A 21249-nucleotide genomic window follows, 5' to 3' on the forward strand; every position below is an offset into this window, starting at 1 on the left:
CGAAGAAACGCGTACCTTTGCAAATGACTAAAAGAATCGATCGTTTAAACTAGTCGTTTCTATCCCATAAAAAATTCTCAAATATCAACGTATTTAACTATACATTAATGTACGAGCGTACATTAAAAGAACAATTCATTTCTACTTTCAATTATCTATTTATATTTTACTTCCAATACAGACTATTTCCCGCAAATCTCCCTGTCAGTAAAACAGCATTCATACAATCCTTTTGACTGAAATAAAGCGCATATCGTGACATAGGCTATTCGTAAAAGAGGCAAGATAATGAGAAAAAGGAGGTTGTAAGCGGCGTTTTATGCGGCAAAGTACTACTTTTTACACACGAGTATCGACAAAAGCCTACACTATCAGTCGTGTTTGGCAACGCCAATAGTGCCGTTGGGCATCGTGAATAGTCAAGAATAGGGTCGTGAACTATCAAGAATAGCCATCATAATCCTGTCACTTCCCTATCGTAACCCATTGAGATAGGTTTTTCATCCCATAAAATAGGAATTAGGATGAGCTAGTTTCGCTAGAACAAAAGAGCCTCTTTTGATATCCAACTATCCAACAAGCGATTAAATATATTTTAACTCAAATTTAAGAGTAGACTGTACATTCCCCCGCAATAATCGATTCTACGGGCGTTAAGATTACAAACTGTCAAAAAGAAAGAACTCGACACTGGGAGCCATTGGCTATCAATTCAGTCAAATAAAACAGCCTCTTTCCTTATTTCTTCTCCAATATGACTATATATTCATTGCACATCGTGCTAACCTTCTTCCCTGCCACATTAGTAGGACTTGTTTTGGAAGGCATCCTTTTGTTAGGTATTTCTCTAACAATAGTATCGATATGTGTAAAACCATTCTTCTCAAACATTTCAGCAGTAAAGTAATCTAATGGAATTTGAACCCCCTTAACCGTTCTGTTCCCTACGACATAACAAACGACTCCACCACTCTTTATTACAGACGCGACATTCTTTATAGAACAGCTATAATCATTAAGAAACGAGACCACTTCCAAATTTCTCTTTGGATCAATGCTCTTTATTTCGTCCAGTTCAGATTTAATGCTTTTAGTCTCAAAAAGTTCCTCTTTCTGAACTCGTCCCCCCATTAGGAGATTATCTAGTGTTTTAGCATTTTCAAAATTGAACCATTCATTTGCCCACCTTGAAAATTGTCCATAAGCAACGGTTGTTCTACTATCGCCATAAGGCGGAGAGGTTACAACCATATCAACACTATTCGGCTGTATTATATCGGAAGGGATTTCTATAGTACTATTAAAGTCATAGATACCTATATTACATGGATATTTTATACTATTAAACTCCTCAAGTCCATTTATATTTCTTATAACCTTTTCTTCAAACAATCGAAAGACATCCGGTTTGAAGTCTTTAATTTTCTCTTCCTTCATCCTAAACCGCTTAAATTCTCCATTCCTCGTAAACGACACCTCTCTAACAGTCTCGGAAAGAGGAACTTTAAAGAAATCAGCGAAATCCAAAGCCACACATTCATTAATTACTTGATAAATATAAGAAAGGCGCAAAAGGCTATCTCTGGAATACCAATAAGTATAATTAGAAATATTATCGAAATTCTTATTCTTGACCTTATCTTCAGAATACTCAAAGAACAAGGCTTGCATCATTGAAAAAGTATCTCTGATACAAGATAAATCATAATGGGTTGTTTTTACATGGCTCATCAATCTAGCCAATGGATTAAGGTCTGTTCCTATCGCGTTTATACCTTTTATAGAAGCCTCAACTAACGATGTACCGCTTCCCATATATGGATCAAAAAGTAGCTCAACTCCATCCTCTGGCTTATATTCCTCTATTAGAGCTCTTGCTACTTGGGGAATCATCATCGCAGGATACGCATGATAGCAATGAGTAAATTCTTTGGTATCGGCATCCTTAAAGCTCCACCTATTATCAATCGTTCTTTTGTACATACCTTCCTTACTTATATTATGTGAGTGCAAATATACTCAATTGCTCACATATTGTGAGTACATAAGCATATATAAAACTATATTTTTGGGCAAAAATAACAATAATGATTAGAAAGACCGAGTATCAACTTGAAATCATCCTTAAGATAAAGGAGCTAAGAGAGGCCAACAATGTTAGCCAAAAAGAGTTGTCGAATCTCCTCGAAGTGGCTCCGGGCTTAATAGGGAGTATAGAAAGCCCTAAATTTCCACATAAGTACACCCTTAGTCAGATCTATAAAATATGCCACTATTTCAACATTACCATAGAACAGCTATTCATATCAGAGGAAGATTTTTCCAAAGATAGAGATATTATTGACTTACTCATATTTAATATAATACGTTATGGAGAATAAGGATTTTATTATTTCAAAGTTCAAAGAGGTTAAATCCTTGGAATATGTTCCAAGCAATAGAGCCAACAATACTGGGATTGGAAAAACATTTGAAGATTACATCGGAGTTGTCGAGAACAATTTAGACGAGCCCGATTTAGCTGGATTCGAAATAAAATCTCATCGCGGCGCTTCATGCTCTTACGTTACCCTATTCACTAAAAGCCCCTCATTTCCCAAACGCGCGAATGCTTATTTAAAAGATAAATTTGGCACACCTTATGAAGATGCACCATCTATAAATAGCTTGCATACGTCTATGTTTGCAAATAGCTATAACACATATATGAAGAAATATTCTTTTAAACTCCTAAACAACCCTGTCGCCAAGACAATATTAATAGGAGTATTTGACTTAAATACAAAAGAGCTGTTAGATTGTAGCGTAGGTTACACCTATCAAGACATTCAAAAAGCACTAACAAAGAAGCTAAAGAACTTATTATATGTAACTGCCCAAACGAAAAAAGAAGGAGGTAAGGAACTCTTCTACTTCAATAAAGCCGATATATATACAGAGCCATCATTTGAACGTTTTATATCACTCTTAACCGATGGGAAGATAATGTATGATATAAGAATCGGGAGCTATAAATCTGGCCCCAAATATGGTATGCCGCACGACCATGGGAGTGGATTCAGAATATTAGAGGCTAATATCAGACTATTATATTCTGATCACGAAACCATAGAATAAAACAAGCTACGCTTCATTTGTTGGCTTCCGTATCAAGACCGGAGACAAATACCATAGGGTTTCAACGATAATAGGATCAATATCCCAACCGGATATTATCCACCCAAAAGGTATTTCCCGGAGACCCTATGTATGAGCCTCCGTGACTGGAACAGAACTCTAAGATCATATGGGTTACCTCATCGTCCTCCGTTCCCCAGCCGATTTCTTGGATAGGCACATTCTTGCCTTTGCTGTTCAAACTATAACGGGCGGACTCACCGAGTTGAAACCCCATATATTCTTCATAATCGCTACGTTTCGTGATATCGCCGTATAAGATCGTGAAACTGGCATCGTTTACCCAATCCGTATTTTTATCCATCCGGATTACCAGCGTACCGATACGCTTAGCATATATGTTCCCGTCCTTATCTTCCCAACGCTTCTGAAGAAAGAGATTCACCAAAGGCATATCAATGCCATTTACCTCCGATCTCTTGCTAAAACCACTCAATTTAATACGATTGGGATCACCGGAGAGTTTCACCTTATAATCGAATAACAAGGACGTAGGTTTTTGGTGAAACGGGATACCGCAAACGATCTGTCCCCACGTCTCCGAAGAATTCTTCGCCGGTTCCAGAAAACGGCCGAGATAGAGGCATCCACCGACCAGCACCTTCACGTTCATGATACCCATCGCCGAGATCGATTCTATACCCGTCTCCAGCCGTGCGCAATACCCCTCATCCCGTCTTTCGGGGTAGACACTGACGCTAGCTTTCGTAATCCCGCTCACCCTTGCCATCACGTTAGAACTGCCCCAAGGCGAAGCTTTCGGCTCAAAAGGTTTATTTCCGATAATCGTATCCATAGGGCCAACGCAGTAAAGAGTCTTTGTCTCCTTCCCGATAATAGCCGATTCCGTGATCTTACGTACCACCCACTGATCCAGATCGCCATAACGGATCACTTCCGTCTTTCGCTGGGCATATAGCGCCATACTCATCCCCAAAAAGACAAATAAATAGCCTAACCGATTATTTACTACCATAAGTTACCCCCCTATCCAAATCCTTTTTTATTTTTGCAGCGAAATTAATTAGAATCGATAACACAAGGAAGGTCCGTATAAAGAATTTATTCGGATTATCCATGATAAATAACAAACGACGTGAATAAACCCATGGCAGAAAAGCCCCGGACACCCTCCATCGCGATCTCTTTACTACCCGTAGTGACATTAGTCATCATGCTGGCCGTAGCCATCTATATTTTCCGGGGCGATTCCCTTGGAGGAGCCAGCCAAATCGTATTATTGATAGCCACCTCGATCTGCTCTTTGATCGCCGTCTTTCATTGCAGGATCAAGTGGGAAGATATCGAGGGGCAAATCGCCCGTAACATCTATGGGATCGCACCGTCTGTCATCATCCTTTTATTGATCGGAACCCTATCGGGCAGTTGGATGGTAAGCGGGATCGTGCCGTCCTTGATCTATTACGGGTTGCAAGTCATGCAAACGGATTTCTTCCTCGTGGCCTGTTGTCTGCTATGCAGTATCGTATCGGTCATGACGGGTAGCTCGTGGACTACCATCGCCACCATCGGGATCGCCTTGATCGGGATTGGCGAGGCGCAAGGCTTCAGTACGGGGTGGGTAGCGGGAGCGATTATCTCGGGCGCTTATTTCGGGGATAAGATGTCGCCCTTATCAGACACGACGGTATTGGCGGCCTCCGTAACGGACACGCCCCTTTTCACGCATATCCGGTATATGCTTTATACGACCGTTCCCTCTATGATCGTCACACTGATCGTATTCAGCATCGCCGGATTCTCGAGGGAGGCAGCGGACGCATCCCAGATAGCCGCTTTCTCCGAAGCCTTGAAAGGCTCGTTCCATATCACGCCTTGGCTTATGATCGTACCGATCGTTACCGGAATCATGATCGCCAAGAAGACACCTTCGATCGTAGTGCTTTTCGCCTCTTCCATACTCGCCGGAATATCCGCCTTGATCTTCCAGCCAAACGCATTATTGGAGATTTCCGGGATCACGGATAGCGGAATTATCGCCTATATCAAAGGCCTGCTGATGACTTTCTATGACAGCACGCAGATACAGACCGGCAACGAGGCCCTGAACTCTCTAGTCTCTACCCGGGGAATGGCCGGGATGATGAACACGATTTGGCTGATCATTTGCGCCATGTGTTTCGGCGGGGCCATGTCCGCTAGCGGCATGCTGGAAAGCATCACACGTATCTTCTTGCATTTCATGCGAGGCCGTACCAGCATGGTCGCCTCTACCGTCGTGTCCGGATTATCCTTGAACATCTGCACGGCGGACCAGTTTATCGCCATCATCCTGAACAGCGAAATGTTTAAAGAAGTATATAAGCAACGGGGATTCGAGAGCCGCCTGCTTAGCCGGACAACGGAAGACTCCGTCACCGTCACCTCCGTGCTGATCCCGTGGACGACTTGCGGCATGACGCAATCTACAATCCTTGGCGTATCTACTTGGACTTATTTCCCTTATTGCATCTTTAATATCGTCAGCCCGTTTATGAGCATTCTTATAGCGGCAACCGGTTATAAGATCGTCCAAAAGACTGTGAAATAAGGAAATCAATCTATAATTCATAGCGTTATTCAAGGTATTTTTAGTATTTTCGCACCATCATTATTTAAGCGACTGAATGAACAATGGAAAATCATCTTAAGAAGATGCCCTCCCCTCTACTTTCACTAGTGCCTATCCTCGTGCTGGTAGCTCTTTTGTTTGTAACCATACGCACTTTTGGCAGCGACGCATTGAGCGGCGGAAGCCAAGTCGTATTACTTACCACCACGGCGGTAGCCTCCCTTTTGGCCATGATCTTCTGCAAAGTCAAATGGCGTGATATAGAAGAGGCGATATGTAAAAACATATTGGGAGTGGCCACAGCTATAATTATCCTATTGTTGATTGGCGCTTTATCCGGTAGCTGGATGATCAGCGGTATCGTCCCGACCTTGATTTATTACGGGATGCAAATCATTCATCCGAGTTTCTTCCTTGCCTCTTGTTGCGTGATCTGCGCTGTCGTATCCGTTATGACCGGTAGCTCGTGGACTACCATCGCCACGATCGGTATCGCCTTGATGGGTATCGGTGAGGCACAGGGCTTCGCTACGGGGTGGGTAGCCGGGGCGATCATCTCGGGCGCTTATTTCGGGGATAAGATCTCACCGCTTTCGGACACGACGGTATTAGCCTCTTCCGTAACGCATACCCCTTTGTTCTCCCATATCCGGTATATGATGCTTACGACAATACCGTCTATGGTGATCACGTTGATTATCTTTACCATAGCGGGTTTTACGCATACCTCGAACGCATCCGGGCAAATAGCCGAGTTCGCCGCCTCGTTGAACGAAAGTTTTAATATCTCGCTCTGGCTACTGATCGTACCGGTGGTAACGGGTATATTAATCGCCAAAAAAGTACCGTCTTTGATCACCTTGTTTATCTCGACGGCGATGGCCGGGGTGTTCGCGATCTTTTTCCAGCCTCATTTATTGCAAGAGGTAGCGGGAGCGTCGGTAGCGGATGCCTCCTCCCTGTTTAAGGGATTATTCATGACATTCTACGGGAGTACCCAGATCAATACGGGCAACGAGGCCTTGAACAGCTTGGTCGCTACCCGGGGTATGGCGGGCATGATGAATACGATTTGGCTGATCATCTGCGCCATGTGCTTCGGCGGCTCCATGACGGCCAGCGGTATGCTGGAAAGCCTTACGTCTGTATTCCTTCGCTTTATGAAACGGAGGGTCGGCATGGTGGCGTCTACCGTATGTTCCGGCTTATTCTTGAATATCGTTACGGCCGACCAATACATATCCATTATCCTTACCGGAAATATGTTCAAGGATATCTACAAGAAAAAAGGATATGAGAGTCGCCTGTTAAGCCGTACGACGGAAGATTCCGTAACCGTAACGTCCGTGCTGGTACCGTGGAACACCTGTGGCATGACGCAAGCCACGATATTAGGCGTAGCGACTCTGACGTATCTTCCTTATTGCTTCTTTAACCTGATCAGTCCGTTGATGAGTATTACGATGGCCGCCATTGGCTTCAAAATAAAGCAACACCATGAAGAAGATCAGAGTATCATTGTTAACTAAAGTCGTTATCGCTATCGCCGCCGGCGTATTGTTCGGCCAGTTTTTACCGGGAGGAATCGCACGTATCTTTGTAACCTTCAATTCATTGTTCGGCAACTTCCTATCGTTCTCCATCCCTCTAATCATATTGGGGCTGGTGACTCCCGCTATCGGAGATCTGGGTAAAGGAGCCGGAAAGCTATTGTTGATAACCGCCTTGATCGCCTACGGTTCAACAGTCTTCTCGGGTTTCTTCACGTTCCTGAGCGGATCGGCTATATTCCCGCACATACTACCGACCAACACGGAATTGACGGCGATGGAGAATCCGGAAGATTTCATGCTGACACCTTACTTCGTGGTAAATATGCCGCCTTTAATGGATGTCATGACAGCCTTGCTGCTATCCTTTACGATTGGCCTAGGGCTTTCTAATATAGCGGGAACCACCCTGCGTGACTCTTTCACGGATTTCAAGGAAATTATCATTAAGCTGATCGAGGTGGTTATCATCCCGTTATTACCGCTCCATATTTTCGGTATCTTCCTGAACATGACCGTGAGTGGACAAGTCATGAGTATTATCACGATGTTCCTTAAGGTTATCATAGTCATCTTTGTCTTACATGTATTATTGTTATTGATCCAATTCACGATAGCCGGAGCCATAGCCGGGAAGAATCCGCTCCGCCTCTTGAAGAATATGTTACCGGCCTACGCTACGGCTCTGGGGACCCAATCCTCCGCCGCCACGATTCCCGTGACACTGGCGCAGGCTGTCAAGAATGGCGTACGGGAGAATATAGCGATCTTTACCGTACCGCTTTGCGCAACGATCCATCTGGCAGGTAGCACCATGAAAATCGTAGCTTGCGCTATGGCTATCATGATCATGGCGGGAGAACCGGTTACCTTCTCCAACTTCAGCGGATTTATCATGATGCTGGGAATTACGATGGTAGCGGCTCCGGGGGTTCCGGGAGGGGCTATTATGGCCGCTTTGGGTATCTTGCAAAGTATGCTGGGATTCAATGAGACACTGCAAGCGTTGATGATCGCCCTTTATATTGCCATGGATAGTTTTGGCACCGCTTGCAACGTGACGGGAGATGGCGCTATCGCTGTCGTGGTGGATAAAATAGCCGGGAAAAACACCCCATAGTTACCTAGAGTAGCAGGAAGCCATAAGCGCCTCCAAGGTATCGACCTCTTTTTCCCGCATCATCGTAAGGGCGATATGGGCACAGGCGTAAGCGTCGGCCATGGCGTTATGATGTTGGGTAAGGTCGTAACCGCAGTGGGCGGCTACTGTCTGCAACTGATGATTTACCAGAAATGGGTACATCTTCCGGGATAGACGGCAAGTGCAATAGAAGGGATATTTCGGATAGGCTAAGTCATATACCTCGTGGGCGGCTTTCAGGCATCCCTCATCAAACGGACTGTTATGGGCAACAAGGGGGAGATCCTTTAGTTTCGGGGCGATGCTTTCCCAAGCCTCCTCGAAACATAACGCATCATTCGTATCCTCAGCGCTCAACCCATGTATAGCCGTAGTCCAACGGGTATAGAAATTAGGGGTAGGACGTACCAAGGTATAAATGCTATCTACTACCCAGTCATCCTCCAATATGGCGATACCTATACTGCAAATACTGCTCCGCTTTCCATTAGCGGTCTCAAAGTCAATGGCTGCGAATCGTTCCATAGATAGATTACTAGTTTTTAATCCGTTTACTATTTATTTATTTGTAGAGACGGGGCGTGCCCCGTCTCACCACTATCTGATAGTATTTTAATTACTATTTTGTCGGGATGAGACGGGGCACGCCCCATCTCTACAAATAACCTCTCATTATTTATGGCTCCAGTCCCTTGGTGCGGGGACAGGGGCTAGCGGTTTGCGTTCTTTTAATTGTTTCATGACTTCCTCGATAGCACGGTCTAATTGTTGATCCTCACCGTTCCATTCCTTGATGGGGTCGTTATCGATCAAGATATCCGGATCCACACCGTGGTTCTCGATAATCCAGTTACCCGTCTTCGGATCATAGCTCGTGAAGAAAGGCACACGGATATCCGTACCGTCCATATAAGGAAGCGGGCCGCTAATACCGATGATACCGCCCCAAGTACGGGTTCCAATCAATTTACCTAAGCCAAGCGCACGGAAGCCCCACGGGAATAAATCGCCATCGGAAGCGGAATACTTATTGATCAAGCAAACTTTCGGGCCAACCTGTACGGCATCCGGTACGGTCCCGATCAAAGAAGAACCCCGGCGCATTGTCAAACGATACGGCTCACGAGACAGACGTTCCAGAATCATCGGGGAGACATTTCCACCGCCATTCGCACGATCATCGATAATCAAACCTTCTTTATCCAATTGCGGATAGAAATAGCGGGAGAACTCATTCAAGCCTTCCGGCCCCATATCCGGGATATAGATATAACCGACCTTACCGTTCGTCGCCTTATCTACCTTCTTGATATTATCTTGGATCCAATTATAGTGATACAAAGAATATTCTTCCGCCAACGGACTGACCACGATCTTACGAGCGCCCGCCAACTGAGGCTTGCTATTCAAGGACAACTCGGTCGGAACGTTCGCCTTCCCGATCAACAACTTATACATATCGTTCACGCTATTCGTAGGTACTCCGTCTATAGCGACGATATACTCTCCGGCCTTCGCCTCAACACCCGGCTCTGTCAATGGAGAACGTAATTCCTTACTCCAAGAAGCCCCCGGCAGGATCTTTTCCAAGCGGAAGAAACCACTCTTATCCCGAGAAACCTCAGCACCTAGCAGACCCATCGATACCCGTTTAGGACTTTCCACCTCACCGGGGTTCACATAAGCATGCCCTACTCCCAGCTCGCCGATCATCTCGCCAATAATATAATTCAAGTCCAAACGTGTTTTCACGTAAGGAAGAAGGGCGGCGTATTTCTCCTTGATCGCCTTCCAATCCTTGCCATGCATATTCTCCAGATAGAAACCATCCCGGAAAGCACGCCAAGCCTCATCGAAGATTTGCGCCCATTCCTTCGTATAGTCTACCGTGATCTTCATATTCGCCAGATTAACCGGCTTACTTAAATCCGCTTTACCCTTCGGTATATCGGTTACGAATAGTTGATCGTCCTTAAAGAAAACAGCTTTCTTGCCAGCCGGATCAACCATCATAGCGGCATCGCTAACGGTTTCCTCTTTCTGTTTCTTCAAGTCAAACATCTTCATGCCGCCTTTCGTGAAATAATACACGTTCGTTCCATCGGAATAAAGATCGTAGTAATTCGATCCCGGCAAGGGGAGCTTAACGATTCGATCCGTAATACACTCTATATCAATCTTTACGACCGGAGTAGAAGCCTCATTCTTTGTCTCGTCCTTTTTAGAGGCATCCGCTTTCGCCGGGGTAGATTCAATGGCTACCTCCGCATCCGTTTCCATAAACGGGGAAGCGGTATCCTTAGACAATAACGCCAGATATACGCCACCCATATTATTATACACATGATTCCATTCCGTTTGGCTATACGTAGGATTGAAATCACGGGCGGAAGTGAATACCAGATATTTGCCATCCGTACTGAATACCGGAGAATAAGACTCGTACCATTTATCGGTCACGGGATATTCTTTCTTACCCGCGATATCGTAGACATAGACGATTGAGAAATTATTATCGGACACACGGGAATAAGTCAACCAATTATTATCCGGAGAGAAACTTACGTTGCGGGCTTCACCTAACAGACTTTGTGAGATATTTGTTAGCTGTTTGTTAGATACGTCCAAAAGATTGATCCGATTTTTACGATCCGTATAGACAATCTTCTTGGAATCCGGACTCCACTGGAAAGTACGAATATACGTATCGTTATTCTTGGTCAACTGGGTAGGCTCGCCCCCCTCGGAATCTTGGAGATACAGCTCGGTCTCGCCGGTAGCGTCGGAGATATATGCTATATGTTTTCCGTCCGGCGACCATTGAGCGTCACGTTCGTGCGCTCCCGGAGTACGGGTGATATTTTTCGTAACCCCTTTATCTACCGGGATATTGAATACCTCGCCACGAGCTGTCACCACCATACGCTCACCTTTTGGGGAGAGGCTGGCACTCGTGATATATTTGGAACCATCCTTGATCTCGCTACGTGCGTAGACATTATCGGAGGCGAGGGTTACGTTCACTTTCTCCGGTTTCTTCGACGCCGCATCCATCTTATAGATATAGCCTCCATTCTCGAAAACGATCGTATTGCCGAAGCTGCTAGGGAATTTCACGTCGTACTCGGTGAAGTTCGTCACCTTACTTGTTTGTTTTGTCTTCGTATTGTAAACGAACAAGTTCATCGTGTAATCCCGATCCGAAAGGAAATAGATCTCATCACCAATCCACATCGGAAAGATATCTTGCGCCTCATTGTTCGTGATATTCTCTACACTTTTCTTCTCCGGATTATACACCCAGATATCATCGGCCATACCGCCCTTATAGTATTTCCATGTACGGAACTCACGCATTACCCGGTTGTAAGCCAATTGTTTTCCGTCGGGCGAATAGCTACAAAAGCCGCCCTCGGGCAAGGGAACCACCTCGGAAAGGCCACCTTCTTTATTTACCGTATATAACTTACCAGAGAACCCATCGCTGATGCGGTTGCGGTAAACAATACCATTACCGTCCGGTGTCCAAGTCATCACGATATTGTTCGGGCCCATGCGATCGCCCAGATCATCACGGCTATTCGTAGCCGTGTAAGTGATACGCAATGGCTCACCGCCGGAAGAGGGCATCGTGTACACTTCCGTGTTACCGTCGTACTGTCCCGTAAAAGCGATCGTCTTACCATCCGGGGAGAAACGGGGAAACATCTCATACCCCACATACGATGTCAATCGCTGTGCCTCACCACCTGTAGCCGGGACCTTATATAAATCGCCAGCGTACGAGAATACAATCTCTGAACCATTTGTAGCCGGAAAGCGCATTAATCTCGCCTCATCCGCCGCCATCAACAACGTAGGGATAGCGACAGCCGCCAATGCTGTTAAAATCATTCTTTTCCTCATAACCAATCTTTTCTTTTAATCATATCTGTTCTATCCGTTTTTAGTTGGCCCAATAGCGGGTAGGACCTCAAATGTACATAAAAAGATCCAAAATCCAAGTCAAGTCCCTTATATATCCGATCCTAGAAAAAGTTTTAGAATCTCTAATTTATTACTACCTTTGCGCCGGAAATCAAACAATGATACAAATAAGATGAACAAGAAGCTCCTGAACAACTCAAAAAGATGGTATACCCGGGCTTTCTCGGGCAATACGATCGTGCATGTTCATTGGTTCAGCGGTTTTGTCTAAATCCATCCATACTCTTCTTGAGAGGACTTCTTTTTATAGTTCTCTTCTTACACCTACATCTAGGTCTTAATTGCACTCAAGTTTAACTTCTGCGGAAAAGAGGGAGTATTCGTATGCTTCGTTTCCGGGGAAAAGATGTCTTGCGCATCTCAAAATACAATATGCTTATGTTTATCATTCTAGGTCTATTAGGTCTGGGGATAAGCGTCGGTTATTTATGCCGACACGTCCCCGCTTTCAAGGGATTGGAACATTCCATCTCTTATACGATTTTCGCAATGTTGTTCATATTTGGTATTACCATAGGAGCCAACCAATCTTTGCTGAATAATATTGGTGAGTTTGGAATACAAGCAGCCATACTTGCTATTTGCGGAGTATTGGGAAGTCTGGTAGCATCTTTTATCGCTTATAAATTATTTATCAAGAAAGGAGGTCTCAATGAAAAATAACCTAATCGTTATCTTATGTTTCACAGCGGGAATCTTTTGCGGAACCTTCGCCAACACGACTATCTCCACGTATTGCGAAAAACTACCGCAATTCTTGCTATACGCCCTCGTTATCCAAGTAGGATTGAATCTGGGAGCAAACGCCGAATTAGGAAAGATGGTAAAGGATATCCGGTTTTCCAGTTTGCTACTGCCGTTCTTTACGATCATCGGCACGTTAGTATTCTCTGCGGCGGCAAGTTTGTTATTGACCTCGTGGAATATATATGATTGTATGGCTGTAGGAAGCGGATTCGCCTATTATTCCTTATCCTCCTTGCTTATCGTACAACTGAAAGAGGCGTCGGCAGGGATAGAGATCGCTTCGCAACTTGGGGCTATCGCGTTATTGGCTAATATCATCCGGGAAATGTTAGCTTTATTCGGGGCACCGCTGTATGCCTCTTTCTTTGGTAAATTCGCTCCGGTATCCGTGGCGGGAATCAATTCCATGGATGTCTGCCTTCCGGTTATCAGCCGGTATTCCGGAAAGAATATCGTACCTGTGGCTATTATTCACGGGATTATCCTCGAGATCAGCGTGCCGTTGCTTATCTCGCTCTTTTGCAAGTAGAAGCAGGATTTATCCTCGATACCCGCGCTATAGACACAAAAGAGGATGCGTACATTATATCGACGCATCCTCTTGTTCCTTTATCCGTACTTCCTCCTCACGGAGGTACTTACGGACCTCTTAATTTATTACTTTAGTATTAATATTAATCCAACTCCCGCCTGTTCATCCGTCACGGATTACTTGGATCGATACCCGCACGGGAATTGTATGATTATCTTATTTTGTTAAATTCTTATTTAACGATAGCCTTAACAGCTTCCTCACCATCAACAGCCACTGCTACGATACCGGCAGGCACGGAGATTGTAGCGTTATCGGAAGTAAGAACGGTCTCAGCGATTACCTTACCCAAGATATTCGTGATAACTACAGACTTACCAGCTGCGCCTTGAACGGTTACGGTACCGTTACCTGCGATTACGGATACGCCTTCAGTAGCGATCTCATCGTTAGAAGTAACAAATTCATCATCTTCTGTCATGCGTTGTACATTGAATACCAAGGCACCGTCACCGCTAGTCTTAGCATTATCAAACTTAGCGTTCTTATCTGTGATTACCAAGCAACCATTATGCATCTTCAACCAAGCAACATTCTCTTTCGGAGCAATTGCTTCATCTTTATTGCCATAAACAGTTGTATACTGATCATCATAAACCGTTTGTCCATTAACTTTCGCTGAACCATAAACATTAGACTCAAACAAGAAAGAGTTATCTGCACCTTCTTCTGTTACATTTCCAGCCTTGTCAGGATTTACATAACGGAAAGACCAAGTTACGTTCTTATGTTTATCACCTGTCAAGTTCACAATGAAATGTTCAATTTTTGCTTTTTTATAGTTAGCGATGATTTCAGCCGTATCCAAATCAGCCGGAGCCATCTTCTCGAAACCATTTGTCAATACATACAAGCTGTCACCCATGTGAATAGCCTCAACGAAACCAACGCGAGTATAGCTGCTATTAACACTTGAGTTAGTACTTAATTTATACGGATTAGCAACTATTCTTTCATCATATACCTTCGCAGAATCAGAGAAGTTTACCAAATATTTACCATAGTGGTAACCAGCATGAGCAGGAGTAGCGTGTGAGCAGTGAGCAGCATCAACCTTATTACCAGCATTATCATAGTGATTATGCGCATAAGTACAAGGTACACCCGGAGTTCCCGGTACATCTACGTGAGCCGCAGAGATCAAATATTGAGGTTTGATATTACCTGCGCCACGATTTACCCAAGCCGTATCGATATGGAAGAACAATTTACCATTAGCTTTATCCTTATTCCAGATACCAGCGTAGTTAACCACCTTGTCTTGCAAGTTCTTGTTCCACTCATCCATCAAGTACTCACCACGTACGCTCTCTACGAATGCCAAGCTATCGCAAGCGTCTGTAGCGCTCTCACCCAATGCTACGTTGTTGAAACGACGGTATAATGGAGAGTCATCTGTTACCACAGCGAAAGCGGATGTACGAAGTTCACGATTATTGCCTTGATTGAACTTATCATCTGTAGAACCTTGTAATAAGTCCAGAGTATTATCATCAACAGAAACTTTTACACCATTCGTATATTCATCAGATGAATAAGTAATTATAGATTCTGCCGCACCAACAGAAGCACGAGCCTTTACTTCTGAATTATCTTTTACGATGAAGAATTCTTTATTATCTTTATCATAAACTTTTACTATTTCAGCTTCAACTAACGCATAATAGTGCTTACCGTCCACACAGTTGTTTTCTTTTAAGAAGAACGGAGTTTTAGTATCCTTCTTCATCATATACTTTTTAGCAACATCATCGTAAGACAAATAGCTCTCGCCATTCTTAACATAGTAAACATTTCTTACCAAGCTATCGCCAACACCATAGTTATCATTCTTAACCACGATCTCCAAACGGAAGTTAGTCTTATCACCGTTCTCGTTTACACGAACGATAGAATCCTTACCAGCCGGAGTATACAAATATTTATCTAATGCCAAACCATGTAAATAATTGAATACATATGTCTGAACCTTAGCGGAATCCTCTGTCAAGTATCTGTAACCAACCTTTAAGTTATTAGCGTCTTTAACAGGGATAAAACTCAAAGTATCAGCAACACCGTTATTATAGAAGAATACATCTTTGCTATCTTTTACAGCATACAGCTGAACAGTTTTCTTATTCAGACCTACAGCATTATCAGACAAATCGTTGAACTCACGGTTCTGGATCGTAATAGAAGCAGTAGAAGCCGTACCATTCTTTGTAATAACCCACTGAGCTGCCGGAATATGGTTGAAATCTTGGCGATCTGCTTGTTTTGCCCAACCAAAATTACCAGCCAAGTTAGCCAATGCATAAGCGTTGTTTTGTTCCGGTTTATTACCGCCAGTAGATTTATATTGAATCATATAAACACCGTCTGCCAAAGTTGTTTGAGTCAAACCCGTGAAGTTTGTACCAAGTTTGATAACTGTTTTCTGAACATCCTTAACAGCAACAAGAGCACCAGCAGTAGTACCATCTGTTTCATCTGTATTAACAGTCAATACATTCGTACCGGCCAAACGAGCCATGTAAATGTATTTATCAATAGCTGCTGTTTGAGTTCCCTTAGCAGAAGCTGTGTTATCAGAAAGTACCCAATTAGAGTTGTTGTTCTCCTCTTTCACCCATTTAGCGAAATCCTCATCAGATACACCGCCGTTTTTAGTAATCTTATAAACAGCCTTCTGAACTTGAGCATACAGCTCATCTCTCTGAGCGTTATAAGTGAACTTAAATTTATAAGAACCCTCATTACGGCCATCAGCGTTTAGTTCATCACAAGCAAACTTCAAGAACTTGCTAGTCTCTGTTCCGTCATAATAAGCGGTATCAACTACAACATATGCTTTCTTGTCACCAATCTTTTGGTCTTTAGCTTGCAATGTTACCCAATAGCCTCCATTTTGAGTATCAAATTCCTGATCCCCTGCATGTAAAGCTGTAGCAGTTAAAACATTCTTATTATTCCCTGAAGTCTCCGGATTCATCGTTAAGCCAAAGAACATTTTAGCGATAGCTGCATTATTGCCCTTTACTGAATGTAATAAAGTATTCAATGCGTCACTATCCAAAGAAATACTTGCAGGAATATTTGCTTGGTCAGAAGACAAAGCTATAGCAGCAGTAGAGATTGCACTTTTCTTTGCTTTCTCCAAATAAAGTTTGCTACCTGACTGAGCTATATAAACAACATTCTCACCATCAATATAAGAAACCAAGATATCCTTTCCACCCACTGTCTCAACAACCCACTCAGAAGCACTTCCTCCTAAAGCCAATGGAGCAGCACTAGCGATCTTTTGAGACTTGTTATTGTCATCCACAGCGATAGCTGTAGCAGGATCTACAGACAATGTTAAACCGGTAGCCTTATTTACGAAAGAATAAAGAGTTCTTCCTAAAGAAGTCTTCACGTTAGAGACAGTCCATGTTGCTGGATTCAACTCTTTTAAATCAGAAAGAGTTGTAGGATCAAAGCTCAATGCACCATAATTATTCTCTGTATTTACAGATAAGTAATTTGATGATGCACCCAACAAAGTAGCCTCGCCCTTCTTAGCGTTTATGCTAGCTCCCGCAGAGAATGCAGTCGCCAACATAGCACTAGCTAAAAGCGTAGTAATCTTTTTGTTCATAAATCAAAAATTTAATATTAATAATAGTGTTAATTAAAGTCCATCCCACCGTTTAGCACCCTTGTTTTTCTCGAAAACGACTAGTCTAAACGATCGTTTAGATCTTGCGTTTTTTAGACGCTTGAGAGGGAGGTTCGTTGAAGGAATCGCTTGTTTGGTAAATGATAACCTATCCTATTGATAAGAAAGAGGATAAGTGAAAAAAAAATAGCTCGGAAGGGTTGCAAGTATCGAAGAAACGCGTACCTTTGCAAATGACTAAAAGAATCGATCGTTTAGACTAGCCGTTTCTATCTATTATATAATGTACGCATGTACATTATATATGGTATCCATCCATAACCGCATAATAAATACAAAATACAAACATTCACATGCAATCATTGCAAATACTACAAACGTATAATCCAAGGCTTGTCAAGCCATAAGCTTACGAGTTGAGAAGTGATTAGTTATTCACTTGGAGAACTTTATGCTAGCGGCTTAGTCTATTATTTAATGTTATCTTTATACGTGAAAAGAATAAGTCAACCATACCAAATTTGATCTCTTAAAAAGTACAATAAGCCTAATATTTAAAGATTGTTATTTATATTTCTGATAATCAGCGTATAATAAGAATTGATCAAAATGGGAGCCGATTACTATCCATAGTATTTTGCACTACTATTAATACTAATCGTACTTTCTATAAATAGTAAAGCTGACTACCATGAATCTGCTTTTTAAGAAATATACAATAAACAGGATGTGCGATACGAAAATAAACCTTACCTTTGGAGCAGTAATCACCTAAAACCATTTAACTATGGCACAATACGTAGACATCATGACTGATGCTGGATTTAAGGCTGTCTTCCAAGACAAGCAAGTTACCATCAAGTTCCTTAACGCCGCCCTAGCCGGCGAACGACAGATCAAGGACATCACCTACCTCGACAAGGAGATCAAGCCCGAGATTGTCGAGAACCGTACCATCATATTCGACCTGCTCTGCGAGGACGTGTCCGGGGCCAAGTTCATCCTAGAGATGCAGAATTGTCCCCAGTACTATTTCTTTAACAGAGGTTTTTATTATCTTTGTCGCATGGTGGCCCGGCAAGGACAAATCGGCAAGCAATGGCAATATCGGTTGCTACCCATCTACGGAGTCTATTTCTTGAATTTCAAGTTGCCGGAGTTCACAGACTTCCGTACAGATGTTGTCCTCGCTAACGAGAGGACGGGAAAGGTGTTCAATGAGATCAAGATGAAGCAGATCTACATATCGTTCCCGTTATTCAGTTTAAGCAAGGAGGAGTGCAAGAGCTCCTTCGAACGTTGGATTTATACATTGAAGAATATGAACCTATTTGAACAATCTCCCTTCAAGGAGGAACAGGAGACCTTCCTTCGCTTACTGGACGTGGCGAACGTCAACTCACTCAGCGAAAAAGAACGTGCGATCTACGAGGAAAACCTAAAGAATTATCGGGATTGGTATGCGACCATCGATTACGCACAAACGGAAGGGATTGAAAAAGGAATGCAGGAAGGAATGCAAAAAGGGATGCAGAAAGGGATCGAGAAAGGCCGTCAAGAGGAAAAACTCCAGATAGCCCAAAAGATGAAGGAGCAAGGACTTGACTCCGAACTTATCGCCCAATGCTCCGGACTTTCTGTTGAAGACATTGAGCGACTATAACCCGAATCAACCGATTCGATTCAATTCGATCCGGGCCGCTTCCTTCCACTATCCGGAGGAAACGGCCCGGATTACTTTCGTACATTCACGATACCTAGAAAGCGTAATTAAAATCCAACGGAATAAAGAAACTGACGATTGTTCCGCTCCCCATCCCCTTCTCCTTGCTTTGGACCGAATAGGTGATCTTCTCTTTATTTCTCCTATTCAACAATAGGATCGTACGGTAAAGGACTTTCGTTCCCATCCCCGTACCGTTCGTATGTCCCGCATTCGTAAACGGACGATACCCGGGTCCATTATCCTCTATACGGATATGGATGCCTTTCCCGTCGCGCTCCACGAAAACGGATAATCGCTTCTCGCCCTCAATCGCACACAAGCCATGTTTCACGGCATTCTCTACGGGAATCTGGATCAGCATGGCCGGGAGATAGATCGCGTCCGTGTCAAGGGAAGGATCGATATTCCATGCCAAATGGAAGTCCGGCCCCAGCGCTTGCGTTTGCAGGTTCAGATACGTACGCACGAACCTCAGCTCCTCCCGCAGCGTAATACTGAGCTTTTCCGAGATCTCCAAGCTACTCCGCAACAACTCCACCAGCCCGGAAAGTTGCGTGCGGCGGAGGCTTCCCTCCTCTTCCGTGCTGATTTCCCGGTTCAAAACGTTGAATATAAAATGAGGGGATACACGGTTGCGGATACTCTCCATCTTCAGCTTCGTCACCTGATCGACATGGCTTAACCATTGGGCATGCCGTTTACGTTTCATAAAGTAATAAGCCATGCCGCTGACGATGGATAAGATCACAAAAAGCAAGATCCAAACCCAACGGCTCATTTCCAAGTATTCCATCCGGCCGGCCTGTTGTTTAATAATAGCCTCCCGCTTGAGTAAAGTCGTATCTTGGCTATAACGCATATCGATCTCGGCGACACGCATCTGGGTTCGTTCGCTACGAATATTGTTCTCAATGACGCTATTCTTCGTTTGGTACTCATAGGCACGTCTAAAATCGCCCGTGGTAGCGAAGTAATTCTGCAAGTTCTTATTACGGATCGCTACCATCTTGGGATCTATGCCTACCGTATCCGTGTAACTCCTCAACAATTGATAAGCCAGCCCGGAGTTCCCCTCTTTTAAAGCTAGCGAAGCCTTCAAGGTCGTCAAATGGTACAAGGCTGTCTTATTATTATAGATATGGAAGTACCTAAACCCTTTTTCCAGATAAAAACGAGCGGAATCCAACTGATCCATACATAGATAGATCTCCCCTAAATTGATCTCGCATACGTTTGTATAGAAATCCATATGAGTAGGACGTACCACCTCACGGGCTTTCAAGAACCAAGGAAGCGCCTTCGCATACTCTTCCTTGTAATAATAGTAATTTCCCCGGCTATTGCAAAAGGTGAATTTCTCGCTCAAGTTACGAGAATCCAGTTCTTTCTCCGCCAAACGGTAAAAGTGATCGGATAAGTCAAAGTCCCTCAATTCCATATACGTCTCGCCCAAACCAAAATAAATAGGAAAGGACATCCGATCCATAATACCCAATGAATCACTCACGAAAAGAGCTTGGCGAAAGTAGCGGGCTCGCTGATCGTAAGCTCCTTTCCGGGTATATATATCCGCTATATTGATATAAATATCCGGGATTTTATGCTCCATCTCACTCTGCCGGATCTCTTGATACGCCTCGGAATAGCAAAGGAGGGCCGAATCCGTTTTATCCAAAAATGAATAATAATTGCCAACCGTATTTTTCAACGTCCCTAAGAGTCCATGTATCTTGGGAGACATCGGTACACGGTCGCAATAATCTATAATTGACCGATGTAAAACAAACCCGGAATCATATACACTATTTGCAAAATAAATCTGGCTTTTAACCGCAAGTAATTTATAATATTTATCGCTATCTTTAGTTAGACTTAAAGCTTCATCCAATGCGGAATGAGCATATCGAGGATTCCGGTAAATCGAATCCATAGCCATATGTTCCAAAGAGTCAATCCGCAGGTTATCAGAAAAAGCAAATGTTTTTTCCGGTAGCTTTCCACAAGAAAACAGAAACACAAAATGAAATAGCAATAATAAAATGGACATAAAAGTCATACACACCCTATATTTCGTCATCATCTTGGCGGTTTTAAAGTTCATATGCAAAAATATT

The 21249-nt window shown here is 43.5% G+C and carries 14 protein-coding genes; 8 read left to right on the forward strand and 6 right to left on the reverse strand.

Translation table 11 applies throughout. The features are described 5' to 3' along the window. Positions 1-738: 738 nt before the first annotated feature. On the reverse strand, positions 739-1983 hold the full coding sequence (locus tag D7V92_RS20220; RefSeq protein WP_008780617.1) for a DNA methyltransferase: 1245 nt from the start codon (positions 1981-1983) through the stop codon (positions 739-741). Positions 1984-2087: 104 nt separating this feature from the next. On the opposite strand from D7V92_RS20220, the gene D7V92_RS20225 reads away from it, so the two are divergent. Further along, complete coding sequence (locus D7V92_RS20225) at positions 2088-2381, forward strand: helix-turn-helix transcriptional regulator (RefSeq protein ID WP_005860945.1); 294 nt, start codon at positions 2088-2090, stop codon at positions 2379-2381. Beyond that, positions 2371-3117 (forward strand): MvaI/BcnI restriction endonuclease family protein, encoded by a 747-nt coding sequence (locus D7V92_RS20230; RefSeq protein WP_005860943.1) that lies wholly within the window; start codon positions 2371-2373, stop codon positions 3115-3117. The genes D7V92_RS20225 and D7V92_RS20230 overlap by 11 nt, the downstream gene beginning before the upstream one ends. Positions 3118-3193: 76 nt before the next feature. Here D7V92_RS20230 and D7V92_RS20235 read toward each other — a convergent pair whose 3' ends face one another. Further along, a complete protein-coding gene (locus tag D7V92_RS20235; protein ID WP_121773648.1) occupies positions 3194-4153 on the reverse strand; it encodes a PCMD domain-containing protein in 960 nt (319 codons plus the stop codon). 132 nt (positions 4154-4285) lie between these two features. Here D7V92_RS20235 and D7V92_RS20240 point away from each other — a divergent pair, with 132 nt between their 5' ends. From D7V92_RS20240 to D7V92_RS20250, 3 genes are all read left to right on the forward strand, one after another. Then, positions 4286-5728 (forward strand): Na+/H+ antiporter NhaC family protein, encoded by a 1443-nt coding sequence (locus D7V92_RS20240; protein WP_121773649.1) that lies wholly within the window; start codon positions 4286-4288, stop codon positions 5726-5728. 83 nt (positions 5729-5811) lie between these two features. Beyond that, positions 5812-7278 (forward strand): Na+/H+ antiporter NhaC, encoded by a 1467-nt coding sequence (nhaC, locus tag D7V92_RS20245; protein WP_121773650.1) that lies wholly within the window; start codon positions 5812-5814, stop codon positions 7276-7278. Beyond that, complete coding sequence (locus tag D7V92_RS20250) at positions 7247-8419, forward strand: dicarboxylate/amino acid:cation symporter (RefSeq protein ID WP_005866537.1); 1173 nt, start codon at positions 7247-7249, stop codon at positions 8417-8419. The genes nhaC and D7V92_RS20250 overlap by 32 nt, the downstream gene beginning before the upstream one ends. Here D7V92_RS20250 and D7V92_RS20255 read toward each other — a convergent pair whose 3' ends face one another. Continuing rightward, positions 8420-8965, reverse strand: a complete 546-nt coding sequence (locus tag D7V92_RS20255; protein WP_009276400.1) for a 3'-5' exonuclease — start codon at positions 8963-8965, stop codon at positions 8420-8422. Positions 8966-9112: 147 nt separating this feature from the next. After that, complete coding sequence (locus D7V92_RS20260) at positions 9113-12346, reverse strand: S41 family peptidase (RefSeq protein WP_036632841.1); 3234 nt, start codon at positions 12344-12346, stop codon at positions 9113-9115. Positions 12347-12805: 459 nt separating this feature from the next. On the opposite strand from D7V92_RS20260, the gene D7V92_RS20265 reads away from it, so the two are divergent. Both D7V92_RS20265 and D7V92_RS20270 read left to right on the forward strand, forming a co-directional pair. Further along, entirely contained in the window at positions 12806-13090 is a 285-nt protein-coding gene (locus tag D7V92_RS20265; RefSeq protein WP_172718840.1) for a LysO family transporter, read from the forward strand. Further along, complete coding sequence (locus D7V92_RS20270) at positions 13080-13703, forward strand: lysine exporter LysO family protein (protein ID WP_005860926.1); 624 nt, start codon at positions 13080-13082, stop codon at positions 13701-13703. Before D7V92_RS20265 ends, D7V92_RS20270 begins: the two co-directional genes overlap by 11 nt. Before the next feature lie 235 nt (positions 13704-13938). On the opposite strand, the gene D7V92_RS20275 is transcribed toward D7V92_RS20270, so the two are convergent. Continuing rightward, positions 13939-17388 (reverse strand): DUF6383 domain-containing protein, encoded by a 3450-nt coding sequence (locus D7V92_RS20275; RefSeq protein WP_121773651.1) that lies wholly within the window; start codon positions 17386-17388, stop codon positions 13939-13941. A gap of 808 nt (positions 17389-18196) precedes the next feature. Between D7V92_RS20275 and D7V92_RS20280 the strand changes: the two genes are divergently transcribed. Next, positions 18197-19072: an Rpn family recombination-promoting nuclease/putative transposase gene (locus D7V92_RS20280; RefSeq protein ID WP_121773652.1), complete on the forward strand. Its 876-nt coding sequence runs from the start codon at positions 18197-18199 to the stop codon at positions 19070-19072. A 94-nt stretch (positions 19073-19166) separates the two neighbouring features. Here the strand turns inward: D7V92_RS20280 and D7V92_RS20285 are convergent, their stop codons facing one another. After that, complete coding sequence (locus D7V92_RS20285; RefSeq protein WP_121773653.1) at positions 19167-21236, reverse strand: histidine kinase; 2070 nt, start codon at positions 21234-21236, stop codon at positions 19167-19169. Between the last annotated feature and the right edge of the window lie 13 nt (positions 21237-21249).

Origin of the sequence: Parabacteroides sp. CH2-D42-20 (genome assembly GCF_003670185.1) — a bacterium.
Classification (GTDB): Bacteria; Bacteroidota; Bacteroidia; order Bacteroidales; family Tannerellaceae; genus Parabacteroides; species Parabacteroides distasonis.